At 47.0% G+C, this 26,115-nt stretch carries 24 protein-coding genes; 18 read left to right on the forward strand and 6 right to left on the reverse strand.

The genetic code is table 11. The features are described 5' to 3' along the window. The first annotated feature begins 147 nt into the window (after positions 1–147). A complete protein-coding gene (locus tag NC796_RS17010) occupies positions 148–1,230 on the forward strand; it encodes a tetratricopeptide repeat protein (RefSeq protein WP_310686109.1) in 1,083 nt (360 codons plus the stop codon). Between the two features lie 347 nt (positions 1,231–1,577). After that, a complete protein-coding gene (locus NC796_RS17015) occupies positions 1,578–2,066 on the forward strand; it encodes a metallophosphoesterase (protein ID WP_310686110.1) in 489 nt (162 codons plus the stop codon). Between the two features lie 556 nt (positions 2,067–2,622). Here NC796_RS17015 and NC796_RS17020 read toward each other — a convergent pair. Both NC796_RS17020 and NC796_RS17025 read right to left on the reverse strand, forming a co-directional pair. Further along, a complete protein-coding gene (locus NC796_RS17020; RefSeq protein WP_310686111.1) occupies positions 2,623–3,627 on the reverse strand; it encodes an isocitrate/isopropylmalate dehydrogenase family protein in 1,005 nt (334 codons plus the stop codon). Between the two features lie 184 nt (positions 3,628–3,811). Then, positions 3,812–4,798: a zinc-dependent alcohol dehydrogenase family protein gene (locus NC796_RS17025; protein ID WP_310686113.1), complete on the reverse strand. Its 987-nt coding sequence runs from the start codon at positions 4,796–4,798 to the stop codon at positions 3,812–3,814. 300 nt (positions 4,799–5,098) lie between these two features. Here NC796_RS17025 and NC796_RS17030 point away from each other — a divergent pair, with 300 nt between their 5' ends. After that, positions 5,099–5,317 (forward strand): cold shock domain-containing protein, encoded by a 219-nt coding sequence (locus NC796_RS17030; RefSeq protein ID WP_310686115.1) that lies wholly within the window; start codon positions 5,099–5,101, stop codon positions 5,315–5,317. A gap of 98 nt (positions 5,318–5,415) precedes the next feature. Next, positions 5,416–6,315, forward strand: a complete 900-nt coding sequence (locus NC796_RS17035; protein WP_310686117.1) for a class I SAM-dependent methyltransferase — start codon at positions 5,416–5,418, stop codon at positions 6,313–6,315. Between the two features lie 114 nt (positions 6,316–6,429). Here the strand turns inward: NC796_RS17035 and NC796_RS17040 are convergent, their stop codons facing one another. Next, positions 6,430–7,479 carry a porin gene (locus NC796_RS17040; protein WP_310686119.1) on the reverse strand — a complete coding sequence of 350 codons (1,050 nt, stop codon included), beginning with the start codon at positions 7,477–7,479 and terminating at the stop codon, positions 6,430–6,432. 160 nt (positions 7,480–7,639) lie between these two features. Continuing rightward, complete coding sequence (locus NC796_RS17045) at positions 7,640–9,631, reverse strand: ATP-binding protein (protein ID WP_310686121.1); 1,992 nt, start codon at positions 9,629–9,631, stop codon at positions 7,640–7,642. A 388-nt stretch (positions 9,632–10,019) separates the two neighbouring features. Here NC796_RS17045 and NC796_RS17050 point away from each other — a divergent pair, with 388 nt between their 5' ends. Next, positions 10,020–10,430, forward strand: a complete 411-nt coding sequence (locus NC796_RS17050; RefSeq protein ID WP_310686123.1) for a hypothetical protein — start codon at positions 10,020–10,022, stop codon at positions 10,428–10,430. A gap of 40 nt (positions 10,431–10,470) precedes the next feature. Here NC796_RS17050 and NC796_RS17055 read toward each other — a convergent pair whose 3' ends face one another. Further along, a complete protein-coding gene (locus tag NC796_RS17055) occupies positions 10,471–10,920 on the reverse strand; it encodes a hypothetical protein (protein WP_310686125.1) in 450 nt (149 codons plus the stop codon). Between the two features lie 124 nt (positions 10,921–11,044). Further along, the gene (locus NC796_RS17060) at positions 11,045–11,311 is read right to left on the reverse strand and encodes a hypothetical protein (protein WP_310686126.1); all 267 of its coding nucleotides are present in this window, start codon (positions 11,309–11,311) and stop codon (positions 11,045–11,047) included. Positions 11,312–11,989: 678 nt separating this feature from the next. On the opposite strand from NC796_RS17060, the gene NC796_RS17065 reads away from it, so the two are divergent. From NC796_RS17065 to NC796_RS17125, 13 genes are all read left to right on the forward strand, one after another. Further along, a complete protein-coding gene (locus tag NC796_RS17065) occupies positions 11,990–12,439 on the forward strand; it encodes a response regulator (protein ID WP_310686127.1) in 450 nt (149 codons plus the stop codon). Between the two features lie 15 nt (positions 12,440–12,454). After that, complete coding sequence (locus NC796_RS17070) at positions 12,455–12,952, forward strand: chemotaxis protein CheX (RefSeq protein ID WP_310686129.1); 498 nt, start codon at positions 12,455–12,457, stop codon at positions 12,950–12,952. A 16-nt stretch (positions 12,953–12,968) separates the two neighbouring features. Further along, entirely contained in the window at positions 12,969–15,440 is a 2,472-nt protein-coding gene (locus tag NC796_RS17075; protein WP_310686131.1) for a chemotaxis protein CheA, read from the forward strand. Between the two features lie 123 nt (positions 15,441–15,563). After that, a complete protein-coding gene (locus tag NC796_RS17080) occupies positions 15,564–16,352 on the forward strand; it encodes a protein-glutamate O-methyltransferase CheR (RefSeq protein ID WP_310686132.1) in 789 nt (262 codons plus the stop codon). 17 nt (positions 16,353–16,369) lie between these two features. Continuing rightward, positions 16,370–16,867, forward strand: coding sequence for a chemotaxis protein CheD (locus NC796_RS17085; RefSeq protein WP_310686133.1), 498 nt, complete (start codon positions 16,370–16,372; stop codon positions 16,865–16,867). A 118-nt stretch (positions 16,868–16,985) separates the two neighbouring features. Continuing rightward, the gene (locus NC796_RS17090) at positions 16,986–17,384 is read left to right on the forward strand and encodes a response regulator (protein ID WP_310686135.1); all 399 of its coding nucleotides are present in this window, start codon (positions 16,986–16,988) and stop codon (positions 17,382–17,384) included. Further along, a complete protein-coding gene (locus NC796_RS17095; RefSeq protein WP_310686137.1) occupies positions 17,362–17,838 on the forward strand; it encodes a chemotaxis protein CheX in 477 nt (158 codons plus the stop codon). The genes NC796_RS17090 and NC796_RS17095 overlap by 23 nt, the downstream gene beginning before the upstream one ends. Next, the gene (locus tag NC796_RS17100; protein ID WP_310686139.1) at positions 17,835–18,890 is read left to right on the forward strand and encodes a chemotaxis response regulator protein-glutamate methylesterase; all 1,056 of its coding nucleotides are present in this window, start codon (positions 17,835–17,837) and stop codon (positions 18,888–18,890) included. Before NC796_RS17095 ends, NC796_RS17100 begins: the two co-directional genes overlap by 4 nt. A 94-nt stretch (positions 18,891–18,984) precedes the next feature. After that, complete coding sequence (locus NC796_RS17105) at positions 18,985–19,365, forward strand: response regulator (RefSeq protein WP_310686140.1); 381 nt, start codon at positions 18,985–18,987, stop codon at positions 19,363–19,365. A 182-nt stretch (positions 19,366–19,547) separates the two neighbouring features. Further along, complete coding sequence (locus NC796_RS17110; RefSeq protein WP_310686142.1) at positions 19,548–20,087, forward strand: chemotaxis protein CheW; 540 nt, start codon at positions 19,548–19,550, stop codon at positions 20,085–20,087. 32 nt (positions 20,088–20,119) lie between these two features. Beyond that, positions 20,120–22,165, forward strand: coding sequence for a methyl-accepting chemotaxis protein (locus NC796_RS17115; protein ID WP_310686143.1), 2,046 nt, complete (start codon positions 20,120–20,122; stop codon positions 22,163–22,165). A 162-nt stretch (positions 22,166–22,327) separates the two neighbouring features. Continuing rightward, the gene (locus NC796_RS17120) at positions 22,328–22,807 is read left to right on the forward strand and encodes an energy transducer TonB (protein ID WP_310686144.1); all 480 of its coding nucleotides are present in this window, start codon (positions 22,328–22,330) and stop codon (positions 22,805–22,807) included. A gap of 456 nt (positions 22,808–23,263) precedes the next feature. After that, entirely contained in the window at positions 23,264–24,940 is a 1,677-nt protein-coding gene (locus NC796_RS17125) for a methyl-accepting chemotaxis protein (protein ID WP_310686146.1), read from the forward strand. The last annotated feature ends 1,175 nt before the right edge of the window (positions 24,941–26,115 follow it).

Here is a 26,115-nt window from a genome sequence, read left to right on the forward strand (position 1 = left end):
TAAAATGTTATTGTAACAGACACGTTGGTAAAAAGAGATACAGTTTCCACAACCAGAAAGGTTATATTGCTACAACTTAGAACAATACTCTCCTTGGTTTTTATTTTCTGCGTTCAAGTAACAATTGTTGCGCAGACCCCTCCTGAATTGATCAACGATACAGAATTCAGGCCCGTGGCCCGGGAAGCCGTTGATTCTCTTTATAACTTTAACCCGGAAGCCGCCGATGCACTCCTGGAACCCTGGAAGCAGCAATATCCCGATCACCCCCTGTGGATGCTGTTTGACGGGATTGAGCTTTGGTGGCAGATACTGGCCGACCTTGAAAATACTGCCCACGATGAGAAGTTCTTCAATTTAATGGGACGTGTGGACTACCAGAGTGGTCGTTTGCTGAGTCGGGACCGCGATCATGCGGATGCTTTGATTATGAAGGCGATCAGCAACGGGTATATCGCCCGCCAATACGCCAACCGGGACCAGTGGATAACCAGCGTCAACCAGGCACGTAAAGCGTTCAATGCCTACCAGTACCTGCAGGAGGTGCAGCCCGATCTGCCCGATTTGAAGATGGCGGAGGGACTCAAACTGTATTACTCTGAATATCTGCCGGATGCGTATCCCATCGTAAAAACCGTATCCTGGTTCCTTCCCGACGGTAATAAACAGAAGGGCCTCGCGCTCCTTGCCGACGCGGCGGAGAGCAGCATTTTTGCCCAGGCTGAAGCGCGCTATTTCCTGGCCAACATAAGCCTGTTGTATGAGGAAGATTATCAAACGGCCACTGAAAACTTTGAGCAGCTGTATCAAGCCTATCCTAACAACAGTTATTATGCGCGGATCTTGGTGCGTGGTTATTTTCGCATGCAGGATTATGATCGAGCGCTCAGAGTTATCGATACAACACTTGCTCGGTGGAGGAGCAACAATCTTCCGTTTGAAGATGTACTTAAGGAGGAGCTGCTGACCTGGAAGGGACGGATCTATTTCCGGCGTTTCCAGTATGCGGAGGCAGCAACGGCGCTGGAACCTGCTTTTGAAGTGGGAAAATCGTTGTCCGATCCGGGAAATAGAAGTCAGCATGTTATTGCCGGCTATTATTTGGGAAGAAGCTATCTCAGAACAGGGGATAAAGAGAAAGCCCGCAAGTACCTGGAAGCTGTAACTGATATGGATACCCAGGATAATTACCGAGATCATGCAGGGGAGTTGTTAGATGAACATTTTTGATTAAGTTGTCTGTGTAGCACTCTGAAGTTTGCGAACGAACATATACTTCCAAAGTACAACACCCTGAGATCCAGGTTAGAAAAGGGAAACGCGACAGCTATTGTGAAGTATGCCCTATCACTTGCGCGGGAATTAATTCCCGCGCTATCGATAAGGCGGAATTGTATAGCGCCGACTCCTGACTCATATAGCTTGCGTAATGAGACTCTTTGTAAGTCCCATTCAACAAGGATCTCTCCCTGTTGGGGCAATATGACGTCCCAAAATGGATGATCAAGAGTTCAAAAATGGGTATAAATTATTTCGACTTGCATGAGAATAGAAAATTCAATCTTAAACATTTAGCCATGCTGATAGGACTCATTGCAGATACGCACGATCATGTACCACATATAAAGAAAGCGGTAGAAGTTTTTAAGGATCGGGAAGTGGAACTTGTGCTTCACGCAGGAGATTACTGCAGTCCGTTTACCATTCCCCATTTTGAGGGACTCAATCTGAAAGGGATTTTGGGGAATAACGATGGTGACAAATACCTGTTAATGGATAAGTTCGAGTCCATCGGAGCTGAACTGGAGGGCGAATTTATGGAAGTGGAAACCGGTAACCTGCATATTGCAGTTTACCACGGCACTTACCAGCCCATAACAAAAGCGCTGCACAAATCAGGTATCTATGATGTGGTGATTACGGGGCACACGCATACCATTGCAAACCAGATGATCGGGACCACGCTGGCCATTAACCCGGGTTCGGCCCACGGTTTTGAAGGCGATGCCACCATTGCATTGCTGGATACCGAAACCAAAAGAGTCGAGTTTGTGGATTTGAATTAAGGTTCACTGCTTTTGCCCTTTTTCGAGGAAAGGCTCTCTCTTCGTTGGAGATGACTAGCTGAAGAGTAGATTTTCGTTTTTTAGAGGAGGGGGGCTATAATCAAATTCAAAGTAATTTTACTTCATCGTCATTTCCGTCCTAAAGGCCGTTGGAAATACCCCAAGACTCATCATTATTGTTGCCCACCGTGTCCACTAACCAGTCTCTAAACTAGACAGAGGCTATGTCTAGACTAGGCACAGCCTCTGTCTAAGGTAGACACAGCCTATGCGTAGTCTAGCTATAGTCTCTGGGAAAGGCTGGTTATTCAGTAGCTCGGGTTCAAGGTACGATACTTAACCTGGGTTCTACATAGGAAATATCCAAAATAATAATTGTCATCGCGAGGAGGCTTTGGTGATAGGTGTTGGTTCCACGATGAGGTCGACGTGGCGATCTCCCCGCCCGTTTTTGTTCATCTATTCAGGAGATCGCCACCCGATGGTCGCTGAATCCCAATGCAATGACAGGTCATTATATCGAACTGACTTTAACTTATTACCTCAGCAAGAAAAGTTACTCCAGGTTATTGCAAACAGACCGGGTAAAGGTATCTGTGGTACCCAGCCCACCGATATCCGGTGTGCAGACTTTCTCGTACTTCAGGGTCTCATAAACGGCTTGTCGTATCCGTTCAGCTATCTCAGCCTCACCGATGTGATCAAGCATCATGAGAGCGGCAAAAAGAAAGGCGATCGGGTTGGCCTTGCCTTCTCCAGCTATGTCAGGCGCTGAGCCGTGGACGGCTTCAAAGATAGCGGCATCATCCCCGATGTTGGCGGCCCCGGTCACACCGAGTCCCCCCACAAGCCCGGAAGCCAGATCAGACAGGATATCTCCAAAAAGGTTAGTAGTAACAATAACGTCAAACCGGTAGGGGCGCATTACCATCTGCATCGCCATGTTATCAACAATCAGGTCTTCAAACTCAATATCAGGGAATTCTGAGGCGATATCCTGCCCCACTTCAAGGAAAAGTCCCGTCGTCAGCTTCAGGATATTGGCCTTGTGAACCAGCGTTACTTTTTTGCGTCCCTTGTCCTGGGCATACTTAAAAGCGGCGCGGATGATTTTTTCGCTGGCCTCCCGAGTTACAACTGCAATACTTTCCGCATGCCCCTGTTCCGGCCCCACCCAATGCTCTTTGCCAATATAAAGTCCCTGGGTGTTCTCGCGGAAGATAACCATATCCACATCTTTGTACGATGTTTTGATGTAGGGTAGTGATTTGGCCGGTCGGATGTTGCTATACAACTGAAATTTTTGTCGCAGGGCAACATTTACTGACCGAAAACCGGAGCCAACGGGTGTCGTGAGCGGTCCTTTCAGGCCAATGCGATATTTGTCCAATGCTTCTATCGTTTCGTCGGGAAGGGGATCATCCTGTTCATTATAGGCTTTGAGTCCTGCAGAACACCGGATCCAATTTATTTCCGCACCAGCCTCTTCCAATATCGTTGTCACGGAATCGGTTATTTCAGGACCAATACCGTCACCTGGAATCAGTACAATATCTTTCATAAATAAAGAGCATTTTTCAATTCAGTTGGTAATTTATCGATGGATACCGCTCAAATGGTGCGGCAAATTTACAAAGAATCGTTGTTAATATCATCAAGCCCAGTTAAGCGTAAGTAAGTAAAGTCGCAGTCGGGTTCCTGACAGGATACCCTGCAGAATGATGGAATTCAAATATAGAATTTTGTTAGTCAATCTTTAGTACTGCGGAGCCATCAAAATTTCCTTCCCGAAGGTCGTTCAGGGCTTGATTGGCATCTTCCAGCTTATAGGTAGTGACATTGCTTTCTATTGGAATTTTAGGAGCCAGCTCAAGGAATTCCTGCCCGTCGCGGCGCGTCAAATTAGCCACTGATTCAATGCTGCGCTCTTCCCACAAAATGTTGTATGGGAAGGAGGGAATATCACTCATATGGATGCCGGCACATACCACGGTTCCTCCCTTTTTCAGTGCTTTTAGGGCTTGTGGAACCAACGGGCCGACCGGGGCAAAGATAATTGCGGCATCCAGTTTTTCCGGAGGAAGCTCATCAGAACCGCCTGCCCAAACAGCCCCTTTCCTGGTGGCAAAATCCTGCCCTTCGGTGTCACGGGGACGGGTAAAGGCAAATACTTTTTTCTGTTGGTAGTTGGCAACCTGGGTCAGAATGTGAGCGGAGGAGCCGAACCCGTAAAATCCGAGCGTTTGTGCCATCCCGGTTTTGCGCAGTGACCGGTAGCCGATGAGTCCTGCACAGAGCAGGGGAGCGGCCTGCTGGTCGGGATAATCATGCGGAACAGGGAAGCAGAAACGGGCATCAACTGCTGCATATTCTGCAAATCCCCCATTGATATTGTAGCCGGTAAATTGAGCATTATCGCACAGGTTCTCCTTCTCATGCCGACAGAATTCACACTGCCCGCATGTTTGGCCCAGCCAGGGAACGCCCACTTTATCTCCCCGGAAAAATCCAGAGACTTCTTTGCCGATCTGTTGGACGGTACCCACAATTTGATGCCCTGGGATAAGCGGAAGGTTCGGCTCGTCCAGGTCCCCGTCCACAATGTGCAGGTCGGTGCGGCAAACACCGCAGGCACTGACCTTTATTAGCAGTTGATGTGCTGAAGGCTCTGGCTTCGGCATATCCCGGCGTTCCAGCGGCTCTCCAACCGAATTAAAAACCATTGCTCGCATAATGCAGTAATATTTTTTGGCTTTTCTTCACTGCAAATATAACAAATGCTTGGGATGGCTTGTTCGGTTAATTTGTTGCCGGCTGTATGCGGGATAACTGTATAAAGGACTCCTGGACCACTTACCTATATGAACATGAACTCAGGTTACATTAAGTGTAAATAGGTATTATGAATAATTAGTCATACATTGAAGTGTTAAATTTAATTACTCACCTGGTAAGCGAACTTTACTGAAACGACGCGTTAGTCCAACTCTTTTCACAAGATGAAACCTACTGGTGCATAAAACAGAATACACATGTCACAACAAGGCAAAATAAAATTTTTCGATTCCCAAAAAGGATTTGGATTCATCAAGCCCGACGACGGAGATAAAGATATTTTCGTTCACAGAAATAACGTTCAAAATCTTGGTTATGATCAAGGTTTTGAAGATGATGAGGCCGTAGAATTTGATGTTGAAGAAACACCCAAGGGCTTAAGTGCTATTAACGTACGAAGTCTGGATTACGAATAGGTTAACGGTATTCACATTCGAATTTAAAAGCCTGCCTCCTTAAGGAGAGCGGGCTTTTTAAATTTCTGAACTTATTTCGTTCAGATAAGGAGGATATTATGGCAGACAAACAAGATCTTGATTTTACCTACAGCACCATAGACCGCATTTTCAGGCTAAGCCTGGGGGAAATGGCTGATTTCAGTGGAGCCATGTACAACGGGAACTTCTCAATGACCCTTGAACAGGCCCAGGAAGCGAAGCATAGATTTATTGTCAAACAGTTGAATATCACTCCCGAAAGCCGGGTCCTGGATATGGGATGCGGCTGGGGGCCTTTGGTTAATTATATTACCAACGAGGTGGGGGCGAGGTGTATTGGGCTTACACTATCCGATGCGCAGGCTGAGGCGTGCAGGAAAAACGGGCTGGAGGTCTATATCAAAAACTGTCTGGAAGTGACATCAGATGATTACGGAACATTTAACGCCGTGGCCTCGCTGGGAGCCTTTGAACATTTTTGCTCCGTTGAAGAGTATAAGTCTGGAAAACAGGAAGAGGTGTACCGACGGTTTTTCCGTACTGTGTATGACCTGTTGCCAACCGGTGGGAGAATGTACCTGCAGACGATGGTGTTCGGCAAAAATATGATCGATTATGAGGATATCGATATTAACGCCGAAAAAGGTTCTGATGCCTATATACTGGCGCTGATGGAAAAACAATTCCCGGGATCTTGGCTGCCGTATGGATCGGAGATGGTAATCGAATGTGCCGAACCCCTTTTTAAACTGATCAGCAAGAGCAGCGGTCGATTGGACTATATTGAAACGATCCGCCAGTGGGAAAAGAGATACCGGTCGTTTAATCTAAAGAAATACGCGTTCTTACTCGCGCTGTTGCCCAAATACCTCACCGACATTAATTTCAGAGCTCTGCTCAGTACAAGCCCCAACAGGATATGCTTCGAACGTGAAATATTCGATCATTACCGGATGGTTTTTGAAAAGACAGATTGAAGCCAAAAACCAAGGCTGAGTGCATGCAAACTGGTAGTACTTGCCAGCAGGATCCCCCCCCAATCAATTATAGGAGATCTCAGGGGGATAGAAAGTTAATTGCGCTTTCTTATTCTAAAAACTGACTTGAAAAGCTGCTCGTAGCTGTGAGTAATCGATCGACCGCTGAGCTGGAATGCTGTAGTTGAGTTTGATTTTCGAATATTGCGATGGTGAAATGTTGAGCCCCACAAGAACAGATTCTGAGTCAGCCGCCAGCAAATCACCTTCAAAATTATCCCATCGAAGCCGGAGTTTTGATTTTTTGCTGATCTGATAACCTGCTGTAATGTAATATCCGTAGGGATTGAACTCTCTGCCAAAATCAGACTGCAGCCAGGAGTAGATCAGTTCGCCCGTCAGTGAGAATTTATTTTTTGAGAGATGGAGGTACGAATCCAGGAGCGTCTGTTCGCCTTCAAAGGTAGATTGAATATTACCACTGGCAGAAGGTCGCTCTTTTTGTTCATATGAGATATTGGCTCCGATCAGCAATTCACTTTTTGATCCACTGCTGGGCAAAAGGTTGGCCTCGAGGTTACCGATGTAAAGGAAATGGTTATCATTATTTTGGTTGATGCTAAAATGATTCCCGTTGAATATCCCGGCCGTATAGCTTAAAAATCCACCTGCAAACCTCCCGTCCAGCTGAAGTCCAATTTGACGTTTTGGAGCAAGCTGATTGACAACTGTAGAACGCTCTACAAACGGAATGGAGCCGGCACTGGTCAGATATTCATAGGAAAACGGCGATTTGCCAAAGCCTACCGTGATCTTTGTGTTTGGAGACAATTTGTAGTAGAGGTTTGCATCCACAACAGCCGGACTGCTGGTGATGCTGGCCTGCAGCTTATAGCCAAACGTTTGATCGAGTGCCCCAGAAACTTTGAGTCGTGCATAATTGACAATGAACCCGTTATTACCGGATATCCGTTCGGGTTGGAACTCGGCCACGCCCTGTACCAGACCCCCTATCGAGAAATACTCATTTTTGAAGTGATTTTGCAGTTGCTGAAAATCACTGATTTCATCCGCCCCGTTCTGTGCTCTTGTAATAGGGGTTATGGCTAACATGAGACTGAGAGTGAGGAATGTGCTGAAAAAATGTCTGTCAGATATGTTCATTTCCTAATGCTGAATTAATTGTTATTAAATTGTAAATGCTTTTGAGGTGTTATCGTAGCGGAGACGGGAAACTTAAATAACTAACATCTTGTCACTAGAATGGCGGGATGGGTATCCACCGGCAGGAAAGGGTAAGAGAAAGAAGCAATATGGGTACCGGTTAATCCCCGGTTCTGAGAGTCGTTTCGCCGAGGAGCGAAGTGATTTTATTTATTAGGAGCTTATAACTCCCGGCCTTTTTATAAACAATGCCGTCGGTATGTTGCTGTAGTTTAAGTTCCTTTTTCTGAGAAATGTGTTCCCCTGTGTAAATGATGCTCAGCGGATCAGCGTACTTTGGCTCGGTATTAATATTCACTATCAACTCATAGCCACTGGTATCGGGCAGATCCATATCCAGGATAACGCAATCTATAAAATCTTTCTCAAGTATTTCGTATGCCTCTCTTGCAGTGTTGGCTGTCAGGCAGGTTTTTATTTTGAGACCTAAATATTCTTTTAAGGCGAGGTTGTGCATTTCATTGTCATCGACAAGTAAAACTGTTTGATTCAGGTTTGAATCCGGTGTGCTGGCAACGTGTAGCGAAGGGGAGCTCTTTGAAGAATATGAGGTGCCCTTCGTTTTTTGTGTTCCGTTCATTGATGTATTGCCTGTGCCGGCGGGGAGGTAAAACGTGAATACACTACCTTGGCCTGCCTCGCTCTCAAGATGCAGTGCCCCATCCAGCAGTTCAGCAATTTCTTGGCAGAGGGCCAGGCCTAATCCCGAACCCCCATAGGATTCATGAATTGAACCATCAGCCTGGCGAAAAGTCTCAAAAATGATCTGTTGCTTTTCCTCAGGAATACCCATGCCGGTATCTTCCACACTGAATGCGATGTTTTGCTGGTGTCTGTTGTCAACATTCAGATCTGCCAGTTCAGTAGCCCCGGGTGAATAGCAGGTCACGGTGACGGTCCCTTCCTGGGTGAATTTTAAAGCATTGGATAGGAAGTTCTTCAAAACCTTCTTTAGGAATAGGTGGTCCGTTTTGAGAGTTTGTCTGCAATCGGGGCGTATGTGAAACTCCAGCGTAATGTCATTTTCTCTGGCCAGTGGTGCAAACGCCTGTTCCAGGTGGCCAAAGATGTCTTGGACACAAATCTCTTCCAATTTTATTTTTTTCTGTCCCGATTGAATGGCTGATTGGTCCAATACCTGGTTCATAAGTTCAAGCATGGAGTGGCTTGCTTTGGCAATAGTCTCGGTATACTCCCACTGCTGTTGGTTAAGGTCCTCACTGCTGCTGTTCAGCAAATTACAGAACATGGTAATGGAATTAAGACTGGTACGCATCTCATGGGTGATGCTGGCCAGGTATTTCGACTTCCGCAGGCTTGTCGTCACATGCTTTTTCAAGTCGGAAATATCTCGTGCAATGCCCGCAAGTATAAACATTCCATTCTGGTGGACGGGATGAAAATGTATTTCTACAGGGTATCTGCTTCCATCTTTCCGTCTATGAAGGGTGCAGAGGGAGAGCTCCGGACAACTCCCGTTACGTACAGGTTCTAAAAGTTTTGCAAAGACAGTGGGAGAGAAATCCGGATATAATTTTGAGAGTGAAATATGTTTGAGCTCTTGTTTAGAATATCCCAGGTTTTGGAGAGCCTGCTTGTTGGTGAAGGCAATTTTTTGGGACCCCGGTTCAAAGAGATAGATCTCATTTGGGCTGCACTCGGCAAGCCACTTATTTTCAATTCGAACTTCTTTAGCTTTTTGCAACTCCCTTCTGGTGCGGAGCTCGCGGTTGATGACCGCGGGAAGTTTTTTCAGGTTTTGCTTGTCCAGACATTCACAAGCACCCTTATTTATGAACGTAAGGGTATCTTCCAGGCTAATTTCATCCCTGACAAGGATGAAAGGGAGCTTAGGTTTATGATGCCTGGCAATTTGAAGCGCAGAGATATCATCGAATGCCGGAGGGTGCAATGCACATAGAATGATATCCCAGGACTTGGCATCCAGGGCCTCTTCCATTTGTTTCGCAGTTTTTGTAATCTGATACCGAGGTTCAAATCCACTGCGGTTGAGTTGGTTCAATGCCTGTATAATGGTATTGTTATCGTTATCAGTCATAGCAATGCCAAGTACGGAGATCGTTTTTCTCATAGTCGTAGTTTATCCATTCCGAAAACAGCCAAACCAATCAAGCTGATGCTTTGATTGGTAGAAGAAATTCAGTGTTTATAGGTATGTGGAAATGAGTTTATTCGCATTCCCACATATTTGTTGTACCCGGTTCTGTTTAAGATTTTAAAAAAGAAGCCGATAATACCTAGCAGATGGCTTCACGCTATTGAACCTTCCCGTTTCTAATAAACGTGCTGCTGGGAATAAATTCAAGGCCGGGATTAGAATTTTATAATATTGGAAAATTTTAATATACTGGATTTGAGGATTTCAGCGATCGGGGTCAAAGCCTGGTATCTCAAAAAGTAGACCAGGTGTTGAGATCTTCATAAGAGAAAAGGTTTTTTATAAAATTCGGGTACAACAAATGGATATAGTAAACGAGTCTGTTGGTTCAGATGCAGTGGGTAACTGCTCTATACTTGAAAATCGAAATTCATCACACCTTGTTGGTAAATCCAAGGCTGTGGATCGATACGAAAAGCTCAAAGCTTTGAATAAGCTGCAAAAGAGGATTGTCAGGCAGAACATGCACAGCGCGATGTCACCGATAAGTGCAATCTCAGGGTATCTGGAGCTGATGAATGTTTCATTGGACAACAACGTCGATGTAGAACGAATTCAGCGGTACCGGGAAAAAATTGAGAGTGGTATTGATGAGTTAAATGCCATTCTTGAGCATCTACACAAGACTTTTAGCGAGGAAAAGGGTGAGAATAATTCTCGGTTGGGAATGAATCTTCTTATTGAAGAAACGACTCTTTTCCAGGAAAAGTAGACCGGGTCCTCAGGTTCTGGTATCAAACGGCGTGCACAGGTTATAGTGACAGGTCGTATTTGGTCCCTTTGGGAGAACGGAAAAAATGCATCTGTACCTGGTACAATTTATTACGCAGCAGATCAAAATTAGCTGATCTCGCGTTATGCCAAGATAAAAATGACCTGCTGAGGCCGCGATCCCTTCTGATCTCAGAACGAATCGAGAATATCCTTTCATGACCACAGGTCAAAAACCTGTCCAGTATCTCCTGGAAATCCTTGTTTACTGTGATCTGGCAGATTCCCGGCACATCATCTTCCTGGCCGGTACTATCGGTTTCTTCGGTTGAGAGCTCATCCCGGGTCTCTTTTTCTTCGTTTTCTCCACGGGGTGATGGAAATGCCGGTGTTGCTGGCCGGGTTTGTTCACCGGATTTCTGTTGAAGCACTTGTACTCCTTCCGAGGCTTCCAGCACAGAAGATAAATTTGAAGAAGAATTCGATAACATAGCACTTCGTGTTACATAAAAGGTATCTCTTGGTTAAGTATCGGCTTGTTAGTTGTAATCTTTAGAAATACTTGCATCCCTTAGGTACCGATATACAGTTGATTTTTGGGGTCGGCAGGGGCAATTACAGGAAGAAGCCAGATCGTTTAGCAACAGCTTTGGTAATTTTACTCAGCCATTTCCGATAACCCGTACTGTTCTCTGGGTCTGAGGCCTCAGATCGTGACCGTTTGGCACGTACCCGAAGCTGGCACTCCTGGCACAGCCAACGAACACCTTTTTTATTTTCAACAGGTTCAAGAGAGACTACAAAATCGTAGATGGGATGGGGATGATTTTCATCGGCCCCGCACCGAGCACAGGTGCCACTGTCATTATCAAAATGATCCATGTTTGTTGTATTATGATGATATGATCTGATTTTAAACCGAAAGTACCGCCGTCATGTGTCGCCCGAAAATGGTGGGTAGGCTATACCCATGGAGAGGGCAGAATGATATATAGGGTATCCTAATCAAATTGTTCCCGCACCGATCGTAGTATTTATCGTCAGTTCGAGATAAAACCTGTCATTGGGAGGGATTCAGCGACCATCGCGATTCCGACAGGGGGGCTGGAGGCAATCTCCCAATGGGTGAACAAAAAAACGGGTAAGGAGATCGCCACGTCGACCTCATCGTTGAGCCAACAAGTATGTATAATGTCTCCTCGCGATGACAGTAACTATTTTGAGTGATTCTCGTTTCCGATATCATCCCAAAAGATATGCCATCCCCAAAAAATCGATAAAAATGTTGATCTCTGTCTCATTCTTGATTACTGCATCTCTTATAGATCCGCTGATATAGCACTTTTCACACCGAAAAGGAGTGGTTTCCTAAGGGTAAATTTTCTTCAATCAATTTCTTAAGAATTTCCAAAAACGTACGATAAGTAGAGCTGTAAGTATTACAAAACCTTGAAGGATGGTCTGGCCAAAAAGGGTATTGGCATTAGGTAGAGATCATACCAGACATGTCATCTGTTTTGTAGAAACTCAGTTATCTATCACGAAATACCGGAGTACATAATGAGCATGATAAAAGCACTAGTTATTGATGATTCAAAGATAATGAGAAGTGCCGTAAAGCGGGCGCTCAACCAGCTGATGCTGGCAGATTTTGAATATGTTGAGGCCAAGGACGGGGAAGATGCCCTGGAAAAGTTTAACGATGAGATCCAAATCATGTTTGTGGACTGGAATATGCCAAACATGACAGGAATCGAGTTTTCAAAAGCCGTTCGGGAGCAGGGCAACGAGCATATCCCGATTATCATGGTTACGGCCGAAAAATCGATGGGAAAAGTTGACAAGGCACTCAATGAGGGAGGGGCTGATGAGTATATAACCAAACCTTTTACCGCCGATAAGATGCACAAGGCGATCAGTCGATATTTCGATGAAGATGGCAACTTGATCAACGAAGATGAAGAGGGCGAAGAGGACAAAAGCTTCTTTAAAAATATTCTCAACAACTAAAACAGTGCAGAATAAATGGACATTGAAAATATAAATGAACTGGATCGCATCCCCGATGAGATTGTCGGTAAAGTGGAAACATCGGTTATTAATACATTTGCTTCGATTATTGGTGAAGAGCCGAACTACGTGAAAGAAGAGAATGGAGAAGGACCGTTGAACGGAATTATTGGCAATGTAACGGTATTCAACTCCGAGCATACCTTGTCGCTCATGCTTGCTATCCCCAAGGATACGGCTCTTTATTTGTCAGAGGTTTTTATCGGGATGGAGCTGCCGTTTGAGAGTGATGACATGGGTGATTTAATCGGCGAGGTATCAAACATTCTGGCCGGTGATGTAGCTGCAAATGTTGAGAAAGTCGGGTTTCGGGGGCAGTCATCACTTCCCACAGCCACCCGGGGTAGCGACCTAACCCTGTTTATGCCCACTAAGCCCCCAACGGAGAAAATGAAGTTTTCTACTACAAATATGGACTTCTGGCTGACCCTGGTACTGAGCGAATCCAATTAAACAAAAAAGCATTACGATGGGTAATACAAATCAACACGTAGAGAAGCTTGAAGAAATCATACGCGCACTGGCCGATGTATGGCCGGCCGACAGAGAGAATGTTGCCGTTGCCGGTGCCAGGCTTGAAGAATTCATTGAGGGGTTTGATGAAAATGCGGGGCAGCTGCAAAAACTGATTGATCTGGCATGGGAGGGATTGAAGTATCTTTTTGAGGAAGATGAGTACTTCATGAGTGTCAAGCCAGCGACGATGCAGGCGGTAAATACCATTCGGGAGTACCTGCTGAAAGACGGCGATATCCAGGTGGAAGATTTTGAGAAAGCATGCGATGACCTCGAAACTGCGCTTTCGGGGGGTGGCGAATCGGCAGATACCCTGATTGAGCTCGATGAAATTAACGACGAGGAGAAATCGGGTGCGGAAAAATCCAAAAAGGAAGAGGGCGCCCACACCCTTGATGATCTTGCTACACTGATCCTCGGGCTGAGTTTGGAGGATATTACCGAAGAAGAGCTCAAGAAGCTATATGGCATGTTGCAGAGCCTTGCGGAAAGTGAAGAGCAGCCGGTTGCCGAACCTTTGCAAGAGGCTATACAAGCTATAGAAAGGGCAGGTTTAGGGGAAGACAGCTCCGGTAAGTGGTTTGATATAGTTTCTGAAAAGACGGAAGAGGCGATCGAAATTAAGACCGATGAGGCCTGGAGCGAGTCCGCAGACCAAGAGCAAGCGGCGGTTCAAGAGGAGGGTTTGTCCGAAAAGGGTGGTGAAGCGGAAACCGAGGAGTTTTACATTCCCGAAGACATCGATCCGGCGATGGTGGGGGAGTTTATCACCGAATGTACAGAGTTGCTGGAAATGGCGGAGGGAGCCCTGCTCGACCTGGAAGAGCGCCCTGATGATGAAGAACTGGTTAACAAGGTGTTTCGTGCTTTCCACACTATCAAGGGGACGTCCGCTTTTATGGGATTGGACCCGATATCCGAATTTACTCACCTCCTGGAAACCGTCCTGAGCATGATTCGCGAGGGGGAGCTGGAGTTTGATACTGCGTGTGCCGATATCTCGCTGGAGGCGATAGATATTATCAACCAGATGCTGGATGTCGTGGAGGTCTCGGATGGTGGCGATCTGCTTCCCAAACCAAACAATTTTGAGCTTTTAATCAGGGTGCTGGAAGAAGTATCCGAAGAGGGTACTGCTCCCGAGGATGCACTGGCTGCCGAAGGCGGAATTTCATATGGCGTGGGAGATACAAGCGAAGTTCCAGTTGAGGAAATGGCCGAGAATATGAATGGAGAATCTGCCAAGAATGGCGCGGCCGACAAAAGTTCCGACAGTTCTAAATCCGATTCATCGGTACGCGTTAACGTCGGTCGCCTCGATCGGCTAATCGATATGATCGGGGAGTTGGTGATTGCGCACTCTGTGGTGGCACAGGACGAAAGCATACCTGATCACTCTGATCTGCAGAAGAAAATTAGTCACACCAGCAAAATACTGCGTGAGCTGCAGGACACCAGTCTCACACTCCGGATGGTGCCGCTAAAGGCCACTTTCCACAAGATGAACCGCTTGGTTCGCGATCTGGGTCGAAAGGCGGGAAAGTCGGTCAAGCTCTCTACCCATGGCGAGGATACCGAGATTGACCGGAATATGGTTGACATTATAAGCGAGCCGCTGGTCCATATGATCCGAAACGCCATAGATCACGGTATTGAAACGCCCGAGGAGCGCGAAGAGGCAGGCAAGCCCGCTAAGGCCAATATCTGGCTACGGGCATCTCAGGAAGGTGGCAAGGTTGTCATTGAGATTGAAGACGACGGGCGCGGCATAAACAAAGAAAAGGTGCTGGAAAAAGCGATCGATAAAGGCTTGGTGGAGCCGGGTGAAAAGCTGACGGACAGTGAGATTTACAACCTGATATTTCTGCCCGGCTTCTCGTCAACTGATGAGGTCACCGACCTGTCGGGGCGGGGCGTGGGAATGGATGTAGTGCGCCGTTCTATCGAGGAACTAAAGGGGAAGGTCGATGTCACCTCTGAGCCGGGAGAGGGTACCAAAATTACGATTGAGCTCCCGTTTACGCTCGCTATTACCGATGGTATGCTGGTGAATGTAGGGAGCCAGCGCTTCATTGTGCCTACGCTGAATATTGATATGGCGTTCCGGGCCGAAGAAAAAGATGTGTTTACCGTATTGGGCAACTCCGAAAAAGTCTCCATCCGTGGGGAAACCATGCCTGTGGTGCGCCTGCACCGGCATTTCAATATTGAAGACGGGATTGATGATCTCGTAGACGGGACACTCCTGATAATAAGGAATGCAAATAAAAAGTACGCACTCTTGGTAGACGAAGTGATAGGCCAACAGCAGCTGGTCGGAAAATCGATCAATATGATGACAAAGATGGACCACATTTCCGGGGGTGCCATTTTGGGGGATGGCCGCGTGGGTTTGATCCTGGATACAGCAGCCCTCATGAATTAAGGTGGCGACCAGTTTCCACAAAAAATAGATTTTGTGATTGGCAGCCATGGTTACAATAAAACCAGCGGTATTTTTTGATCAGTCTCGGAATGTGACAAAAGGTTAGGCAGGGGTTACTAGTGTATGGTTTTAAAAAGTTCAGAGTTCAAAAAAATTCGCAGCATCGTACATGACTACTGCGGGATAAACTTGCATGAAGGCAAGGAAGCCCTGGTTAGAACCCGAGTGATGAAACGAATCCGGAAGCTGGGGATGCGCAGCTTTTCTCAGTACATGAGCTATATGGAAAGAGATGACTCCGGCGCAGAATTTCTGGCGCTGGTGGACGTGCTGACGACCAATAAAACTAGTTTTTTCAGGGAGAGCCAGCATTTTGATTTCATCCGTGATCACATCATCCCCCAGATGGGAAAGCGGTGCATGAAGTGGTGGTCGGCGGGTTGTTCTACCGGTCAGGAACCAGTCAGTTGTGCCATAGCGCTTAGGGAGCAAAGCGTGTCCAAAGAGGCTGTTAAAATCCTGGGAATCGATCTGTCCAGAGAAGTAGTACATGCTGCAAAAACGGGTGTCTATGGATCGGAGAAAGTGGCCGAACTCCCCGATCGCCTCCGTGATAGATATTTTGATGAGACAAAGGCGGGTGGCTATCGCGTGATGCCGGATATCCGCTCCATGATTACCTATGGCAGATTGAATCTTAAGAAGAAATGGCCGCTGAATGGCCCTTTTCATGTCATCATGTGCCGCAATGTTATGATCTATTTTAATCGAAGAACACAGCACGAACTGATTTCCAGGTTTCGTGATATCCTGGAGCCCGGGGGATACCTGTTTCTGGGACATTCCGAGAGTGTCTCCGGCAGAAATAGCGGGTTTCAGAATATTTGTCCCGCAGTGTACCAGAAACAATAAACCAAGAGCCAGTCTGCATGAAAACAGTGGTAGGAGTGAGTGATTTACGGGTTTCCCAAAATGTGCATGAGATGATCGTTACCTATGCACTGGGAAGTTGCCTGGGGATCACCGCATATGACCCGATGGCCCGGGTGGGCGGGCTCCTGCACGTAATGCTGCCCCGTGCCAAAGCGGATCCGGAGAAGGCGAAAGCGAAGCCCGCGATGTATGTCGATTCCGGCTTGAGTGAATTGTTAAATGGGATTTATGCCCTTGGAGCTCAAAAAAGGAACCTGAAAATTAGCGTTGCAGGGGGCGCAACGATTAAGCGGGATATCAGTGACGATTATTTCAAAATAGGAAAGCGCAATTTTACAATGTTTCGAAAGCTTTTGTGGAAGAACGGATTAATGATTGCTGCCCAGGATGTCGGTGGCAGGAGATCGCGAACGATGGCCATTAGGATAGCCGACGGGCTGGTAACGATCAATAAAAAACCGATTAAAAAATTGAGTAAACACAAAAAAATTTAACATCTCGCCCATTTCTGCCGATAACAGGGATACGGATCATTGAGTAGACTTGGGCAACGGTAGATATGCCGGATAATGAAAAACGAGTAGCTATTAATCGTAAAAAAAGGGTTAAGAAATGGATCTAAACGTGATGATAGTAGAAAACGACCGAGATATGAAATTACTCTTTAAGCGTGCATTGAAGGAGACGAATCTCCCGGTTAAAGAGATTTATGAGGCCGTCAATGAAAATGAAGGGCTGGAATTGATCAAATATTATAACATAGATCTGATCCTGATCGGGATAAACATGCCGATGAAAGAGGGGCTGGAGACGCTGGGACAGATGCGTCAAAATCCCGAGTTCCTGGGTATACCGGCTGTGGTAATCTCCTCAGTAGACAACGAGAAGTTGACAAATGCCATACAAAAAACCGGATTGGGATACTTGGACAAGCCGTTTTCGCAGCAGGCACTTGAAGCCCAAATCCAAAAATTGGAAACCAACAGCTATGGATACTCCTTACAGCGATAAGATTCATGCTATAGCGGTCAACACATTTGAGGTTACCTGTTACATGTTTCCCCTGGAGGAGTGGGAGATTGAGGAGGGAAACCATCTTTCTCAGCCTGATGATGAGGTTCGTTCCATTGTGGGCTTCGAAGGTGCGGCTGAAGGTGGCATGGTGATCAGCCCATCAGAAGAGTTGCTAACAGCCATAGCCGCAAATATGCTCGGAGTGGAAGCCCCCGATGAACAACAGAAGACCGGGGCTTTGTGCGAAATCACAAACATCATATGCGGGAATACTGTCCCGCTTTTTGCAGAGGATCAAAATATCTGTAACATCCAGCCGCCCCGCATGGCTGAACCGGGAGAAGATACTGACGCAACGTTTGAGGGTATGAACAAAGAGTCGCTACAGGTGTTACTGGATGAAGGCCTGGTCGATATAACGGTGTATTATTCAAAGATGGAGGAAGCATGATAAAGGTGTTAATTGTCGATGATTCAGCCCTGGTCCGGAAGCTGCTCTCCGAAGAGCTGGAGAAAGAGAAAGGTATTGAGGTCGTTGGCACCGCTATTAATCCCTATGTGGCCCGGGAAAAAATTGTTGAGCTGGAACCGGATGTGCTCACCCTTGATTTGGAGATGCCTCGCATGGACGGGCTCTCCTTCCTATCGAAGCTGATGAAACACCACCCCATGCCCGTAGTGGTCGTGAGCTCTCTTACTCCCAAAAACAGTGAGAATGCCTTATCGGCACTCAGGCTGGGAGCGGTGGATGTAATTTGTAAACCGGGCTCGGCATACTCCACACAGAATATTTCGCAGGAAATTGTGAAAGCGGTCAAAGCTGCATCGATCGCGAAATTCGATAAAAACCTGGAGTTGGGAGATCAAACACAGAGTCGTTCCATTCCAAAGGTACGCCTGAACCGGACGACGAAAAAAATTATTGCGATCGGTTCATCTACAGGTGGAACCAAAGCCCTGGAAGCTATTTTGCCCAGGTTGCCGGCCAACATGCCCGGGCTGGTCATCGTGCAGCACATGCCGCCCGTGTTTACCCAAAGCTTTTCTGAACGACTAAATACCATCTGCAAGATTGATGTAAAAGAGGCCGAGGACAGGGATCTGATTCGACCCGGACAGGCTTTGATTGCGCCCGGCAATCATCATATGCTGGTAGAAAAAAGAGGCGCCAAATATTATACCAAGATCAAGCAGGGACCGCCGGTCCATCATCACCGTCCCAGTGTAGATGTGCTGTTTAATTCAGTTGCCAAAGCAGCCGGAATAAACAGCACGGGAGTAATTTTGACCGGCATGGGCTCCGATGGGGGCAAGGGACTACGGGCTATGAAAGAGAAAGGTGCGCACACCATGGCACAGGATGAAGAAACTTCCGTGGTCTTTGGCATGCCAAAAGTTGCGCAGGAGATGGGTGCAGTTGCAGAGGTATTGCCACTGGACAAAATTGCGGAAGCTATTGTTAATGACATCAAGGAAAAAGCGGAGCAGCCCGCAAGATCCTGATTCAGGATAAGACAGTTGCTCAGGATGAGAAAGGCAGTATTCGGTAATAAATCCTGGGCGTTTTATAAAACAGGTTAATCTAGAATACAGTCCAATGGCGATAGAAATACTGATTGTTGATGACAGCGCGGTGATGCGGAGCATGATTAAGAAAACGATCAATTTGTGCGAGATTGAGGTGGAAAGGATTCATGAAGCCGGGAACGGCCGGGAGGGACTCGATATAATTGAGAATCAAAGTGTGGACCTGGTCTTTATCGATGTGAACATGCCGGTGATGGATGGCATGGAGATGCTGAATAAGGTGAGGCAGAGCCCGAAAAATGCCGACCTACCCATCTTAATTGTTTCCACTGAGAGTAATGATCACCGCATAAAAGTAATCGATCAGCACAACGCAGAGTTTGTCCATAAGCCCTTCACCCCTGAAATTTTGCGTGAAAAAATATTGGAAGTGTTGGGAGTAAAAATATAGGAATGTAGAAAAAAAGCTGAATTGTTTAAGAAAATTACTTTCCCGCCGATAACAATTGTTACAACACAACAAATGGGGTTTCAGAGATACTGAAGGGGGAATCTCAGGAAAAGGTTGAGAAAGCATAATTGAGGTTCAGCCTTGGTATTTCACCCGGTAACGCACACACAGGATCAGATCAAATGAAGACCACAGCGATGGAACAGACCAGCACCGAGCACTCGGAATCGCCGGCGACCGGTGAAGCAGATGTAGATGTGGAGGGCGGTAAATTTCTAACCTTTTTCTTGGGGGAAGAGGAGTACGCTATTGAGATTTTAAAGGTTCAGGAGATCATCGGGTTGATGCCTATCACCCCGGTACCAAAGATGCCTGAATACATCCGGGGAGTATTGAACCTTCGGGGCAAGATTGTTCCGGTAATGAATCTGCGTACACGGTTTGGATTTGAGGAAATTGAGGATACAGACGAGACCTGCATTATCGTGGTTCAGGACGAGGATTACCTGATGGGGGTGGCCGTCGACAAGGTCTCGGAGGTTGTGGATATCGAGACTGCCTCGATTGAGGATGTGCCCTCGGTAGGCGGGCAGCAGAGCGAATACCTGGCTGGGCTCGGGAAAGTGGGTGACTCGGTAAAGATGATTGTGGAGGTCCACAAGGTGCTGTTCGACGTGCCGGACCGGGTATTGGAGAACGATGCAGGACAACAGCAGGAATAGATAAATAAAGTTAAGACTAAAGGGATATAACCATGAGTTTTTTAGATAGTTTTACGGGTGGATCAGGTTCAGGGGTGAGCGATGACAGCTGGACCATAGGCAAACGCATTATGGCACTGACGCTTGGAGGAGCGTCAATAATTCTCATGCTGGGGCTTGTAGCTATGTATGCCCTCAACATGATCAACAACAACTCAAACACGCTGGTGAATGAAAAGCTGTCGGAATGGGATCTGGCTAATGCCATCGAGGCCGAAACACGCCAGGTGGGCATTAATCTTGAAAAATACAGCACAAGCCAGGACAGCATGCATTTTGGTGAAGCCAAGAAAGGCCTTGCCACGGTAAAGGCAAAAGTTGATTCTTCCCGCGTGCTTGCCGAGCAGTATGAGATTCAGGAGATGAATGAACGGCTTAATGAGATTGAAGAGGGTATTACCGTGTTCGATGAGTCGATGACCAGTTTTTACCAGGCCTACCAGGATCTGCTGAATTATCGGAGTTTGACCGAGCAGTCTGGTACTGACTTTGTAGAGAGCGTGGAGGAATATTTGGCATCAGCTCGCACGGCGTTGGCCAATATTGAGGATGATTCAGCAGCGTCGGCGTTGCAGAGAGAACGCATTGAGAATGTAGAGCGAGTGTTAACGGACCTGCAGTCAAATATGAAGGAATTGTGGCGGGCTGAGGTATCCCACAATGTGGGAGCCCTGAGCGGTATAGAGTCAAGGTTCGTGGAGTTGCGCAGCAAATTTGGCAATATCAATGTTGGGAATTCAGGCGAAGAGCAGATGCTGCACAGTATTGCCCTGGCCACACTCAACGACAATGTTGAGACGGTCGGTGCAATGATTGAAGCAAGAAATACGGTAAATCAAGAGGACTCAGTACGCCAGGAAGCCTATGACAAAATTTTAAATAACACCATTGCCCTTGCCGAGATGGCGAAAGCCGACGCCTATGAGCAGGGCGACCAGACCAACAGCGCTGTCAGCTGGTTTATCTGGACGTTGGGAATCGGAGTGGTGGTGGCCATCATATCGGCCCTTTTGATAGGTCTGTTCATGGGCCGTTCCATAAGCTCAGTGTTGAAGGGAATTATCAGGCGTCTAAACCGGGGGGCACGCCAGGTGGATGCCTCTGCGGACCAGCTTTCGGGGGCCAGCCAGGAGTTGGCAGAGAGCTCCAGCCAGCAGGCGGCGAGTCTGCAGCAGACCACATCATCTCTTGAAGAGGTTTCATCCCAAATCAAACAGACCGATGAAAATTCGGCTGAAGCCGAGAATGCTATGGAGGAGACCAAGCCGATGGTCGAGAAAGGGGTGCACGCAATGGAGCGGATGACCGATGCCATGGAGGATATCAAAGCCTCATCGGAAGAAACATCGAAAATCATTAAAACGATTGATGATATCGCTTTTCAGACGAACCTGCTGGCATTAAATGCTGCCGTTGAAGCAGCGCGGGCAGGAGAGGCCGGCAAGGGATTTGCCGTGGTAGCCGAAGAGGTTCGCAATCTTGCCCAGCGCAGTGCAGAGGCAGCCAAGAATACGTCAGAGCTTATCCAAAAGTCACAGGACAGTTCTGAGCGGGGATCGGAAGTAGCCCAGGAGGTTTCAGATTACCTGGAAAAGATTGAGCAGCGTGTTACCGACGTCAGTACACTGGTCGTTGAGATCTCTGCTGCCTCGCAGGAGCAATCGACCGGCATCCAGCAGATCAACTCGGTGATGTCAGAAATGGACAACGTGGTGCAGGGCAACGCTTCAGCTTCCGAGGAGTCAGCCAGTTCGGCGGAAGAGCTCTCCTCACAGTCGGCCGAGCTCAACAAGATTGTTGATGAATTGGCGGTATTGGTGGGTGTTGAGGACGAAGTCGAACAGGCCAGTGGCGAGTGGACTAAAAAAGCCTCTGAGATGAACAGTAACGGGACCAACGGTTACGGGAAGAGTCATGAAAACGGGCACTCCAACGGCGCTAAGCGGCATGTAGGTAATGGATCGAATGGACAGGCCAGTGAAAAGCGTGCCCAGGAATTAATACCCTTCGATGAGGATGATGATTTTAGCGAGTTTTGATGAATGGCTCCGGACTTAAATGAGGGCGGGTTCGGACCAGGCATTCATTAAAAATTGTCACCCGCCGACGTTTTTCGTGGGTGACTCATAGTAAATGAACAGGAATAAAAAAGATAACAACTTTTTAAATCAGCAAACTTTGCAATAACGGAGGTACACACCATGATCAATAAACTAAACACGCCTGGATTCCAGGATAGCCAGGGCTTCCTTAGGTCAATATTAACCATTTTATTTGTAGCATTATTTGCTGCACCTGTTGTGGCGTCAGCAGGCGTGGCAGATGATGACGGTATTACGATTGAGAGACCAGGCATTGAAGTACAACTTGATTCAGCCAAGGTCTATAAAGTTGTCGATACCATGCCCGAAATTGTGGGCGGACTGAAAGAGATATACAAACATATCGAGTATCCCAGCAAGGCACTTAATAATAATATAGAAGGACGGGTATTTATCAGGTTTACTGTAGATGAAGATGGTAATGCAACCGACCCGGAAGTCATGCGTGATATCGGGGGCGGCTGTGGACAAGCGGCTATTGACGCAATTAAGGAGATAAAGTTTACTCCCGGGAAACACAAAGGACAGGTTGTGAAAGTGCAGTATGGACTACCCATCAATTTTAAAATTCAGCGATAATAACCCAGGTACAATTAAAATAATTTAGGCAAAGCATTGCTCTTCACAGGGTGATGCTTTGTTTTTTTAAAAGATAGGTATGTGTTCCAAAGCCTGCTTGTTGGCAAGGGGAAAAGCAAACTATTCTTTTGCTAAAAAAGGCTTAAGAAATGGTACAACAGTCCGATAAATATACTTAGACGGGTGACTAGTGAACGGCTCAAATATTTTGAATCCAGTTACTTCAGCACACAGCACAGAATATCCAGGTTCAATACATAGGCATTTATTCAGAATCAGCAGGTGAAAGAATATCATGGATGGCCTGTGGAGAGCCAGCCTGGTACTAAAACCTGGGGTTCTCTGTGAAGAGGGAATCCAATGGAAATGATTTTCATATCCACAAGAGGGGCAAGGAGAAAATGATGCAGGCAGCAGAACAGACTTTAAGAACTAAACGACTAACAGGACTCAATTATGGATTTTTTTAACAATATAACTAGTGAATCAGGTTCGGGCGTCAACGATGACAGTTGGACCATAGGCAAACGCATTATGGCACTGACGATTGTAAGTGCCGTTATCACCCTGATTGTAGGGGGGATTTCAATTTTTTCTTTAAACAAAATTAATGGGTATTCGGATACGCTTGTCAATCAATACGTTCAAGAGTGGGGAACAACCACCGCATTTGAAAAAGCGATACGAAAAGCGGGGTATGAATTTCTTCAGTACCGGTATACCGGGAACAAGAAGTTATATAACCAGGCTATATCACGATTTGAAAAAATAAATGGCGAGATTGGTGAACTGGAAGAGTATTCTGATAACTTTGATTCACCTGTCATCGAAAAACGGCTGAGTGATATTAAGACTGCAAGCAGCAATTTTAGAGAACGTATTCAAAGTTATTACCAAGTGGCAGAAGACCGTGAAAACAGTGTGCAAGGAGAAAATGAACAGTTGAAAAAGTTGTCGGAAAGGGTGAATTCCAGTTATGAGAAGATACTGGACCACTCGGTAGTCGTATCGGAAGCTGCTGAGGCTGGCGCCCGCGAGCAGGCTAATTTAAATCTTGAAACGGTAGCCAATTATCGATGGATCATCGGTGTTCTTGCAGTGGTAGCAGTAATCGGGGTGTTGGCGTTTGGCCTGTTGATGGGCCGTTCAATCAGCAACGTGCTGAAGGGGATTATCAATCGACTCAACAGCGGGGCCCGGCAGGTGGATGCCTCCGCCGAACAATTATCGGGAGCCAGCCAGGAGTTGGCTGAGAGTGCGAGCCAACAGGCCGCCAGTCTTCAGGAGACTACTTCCTCACTTGAGGAGATCTCTTCTCAAACAAAACAGGCAGCAGAGAATTCCGGGGAAGCGGAAACCGCGATGAAAGAGACCAAGCCGATGGTTGAGAAGGGCGTTCAGGCAATGGAACGGATGACCAACGCGATGGAGGATATCAAAGCTTCATCTGAGGAAACATCAAAAATTATCAAAACGATTGATGATATCGCTTTCCAGACGAACCTGCTGGCACTGAATGCCGCGGTTGAAGCAGCACGGGCCGGGGAGGCCGGCAAGGGTTTTGCCGTAGTGGCTGAGGAGGTACGGAGCCTGGCGCAGCGCAGTGCAGAGGCGGCCAAGAATACTTCTGAGCTGATCCAGAAATCACAGGAAAGCTCCGAGCGGGGATCTGAGGTGGCCGACGAGGTTTCGGAATACCTGGAAGAGATCGAGGACAAAGTTTCCAACGTGAGCACACTGGTCATTGAGATTTCTGCGGCTTCCAAAGAGCAGGCTACCGGCATCCAGCAGATCAACTCAGTAATGTCTGAGATGGATAACGTGGTACAGGGGAATGCCTCGGCCTCCGAAGAGTCTGCCAGCTCGGCGGAAGAGCTCTCCTCACAATCGGCTGAGCTCAACAACATTGTTGATGAGTTGGCGCTGTTAGTAGGAGTTAAAAATGAGGGTAAAAATGACAGTGGGCAGCAGACCAGGCAGGTTAACGGCAGCAGAAACAACAGCTACGGCAAAAATCATCAAAACGGGCACTCCAATGGGCACGCCCGAAACGGGAAAAACGGGCATACCACCGAAAAACAGGCACGGGATCTTATCCCTTTTGATGAAGATGATGATTTTAGCGGTTTCTAGGAGTCTGTCGGACTTGGGGAATTGTAACGAGAATCAGCCGATTTGAGTCAGATTTTGGGGTCTTTTGAGGCGAATAGTGGGGCTATTTAACGAAAAAGAGCTCGAAATCTGGCCAAATCCGGATGGTTCGCAGTAGATTATACTTAGTCCGACAGACTCCTAGGATATGAAAGAATGATTATGCGGGGATCGGTGGGTAAAGGATGTAAAGAGCCTTGTATATCCATCCCGATTAGGAAGCGCCACTCTTGACAGGGGTGGCGTTTTATTTTTTGAAGAGAAATGGGTTCGACCCGGGAGATGCCAGAGCCCTCCTGTGGATGGGTCTCTCTGCAGCCACAGTTTAAGATCGGTGGCAAACAAGCTTGGATGCAATAAGAAGTGTCTCTAGCTTGTCCTTATATGTAAATCCCTTGCAGTTCAGCACCCATCCTAGCGTCGTATCAAGGCTATCCCAATGCGGTATAAGTGCCATCCCACGGTATGATAGCACTTATCCGATGGTGGGATCAGATTTCTTACATGGGTTTAGAGAGCCTCATCCCCCTGGTCACTTAATCCCTCTTCGCAATGACAGGTTCTGTCTCGAACTGACCCTAAATATTGTTGCATTTCAGAGGAGGTGCTAAATTAATTGAGATGGTCGTCTCATAGACACTGAGATAGTCGTCTCAGGGTATAGAAGACGATGGTCTCGGTAAGTATGAGACGATGGTCTCACTATCTATGAGATAGTCGTCTTGGTAAGCGCGTGAATCTATAAAGAGAAGGTTTTCACCAGGGCTTATTCCCTCCCTCGTGAGGAGGCCCGGCAAACCTGGGTTCGACATATGGATATCGCGATGAGGCTTTGGTGTACGTGTTTGGCTCAACGATGCGGTCGACGCGGCGATCTCCTCATCCGTTTCTTGTTTATGCATAGGAGATTGCCGCTGGATTTCACTGAATTCCTCACAATGACAGGTTTTATATCGAACTGACGTGTGTGCCTTGAAGTAGAGACATGTTGTCCGACTTAAGCAACATGTTCTTTTACATACTGTTGTAGAGATGGTAGTTGGCCTACCGGAGGCGCTGTCAGCCAGTGCCTTCAAACCGCCTTCTGGTGCTCGATTGCGGGCGGGGAGCGAGAAGGAAAAGGTGAGCAATGACTCATCAGGTAGGACTCGACCGAG

Source organism: Aliifodinibius sp. S!AR15-10, from assembly GCF_031569985.1.
In the GTDB taxonomy this organism is placed as follows: Bacteria; Bacteroidota; Rhodothermia; order Balneolales; family Balneolaceae; genus JAMQKA01.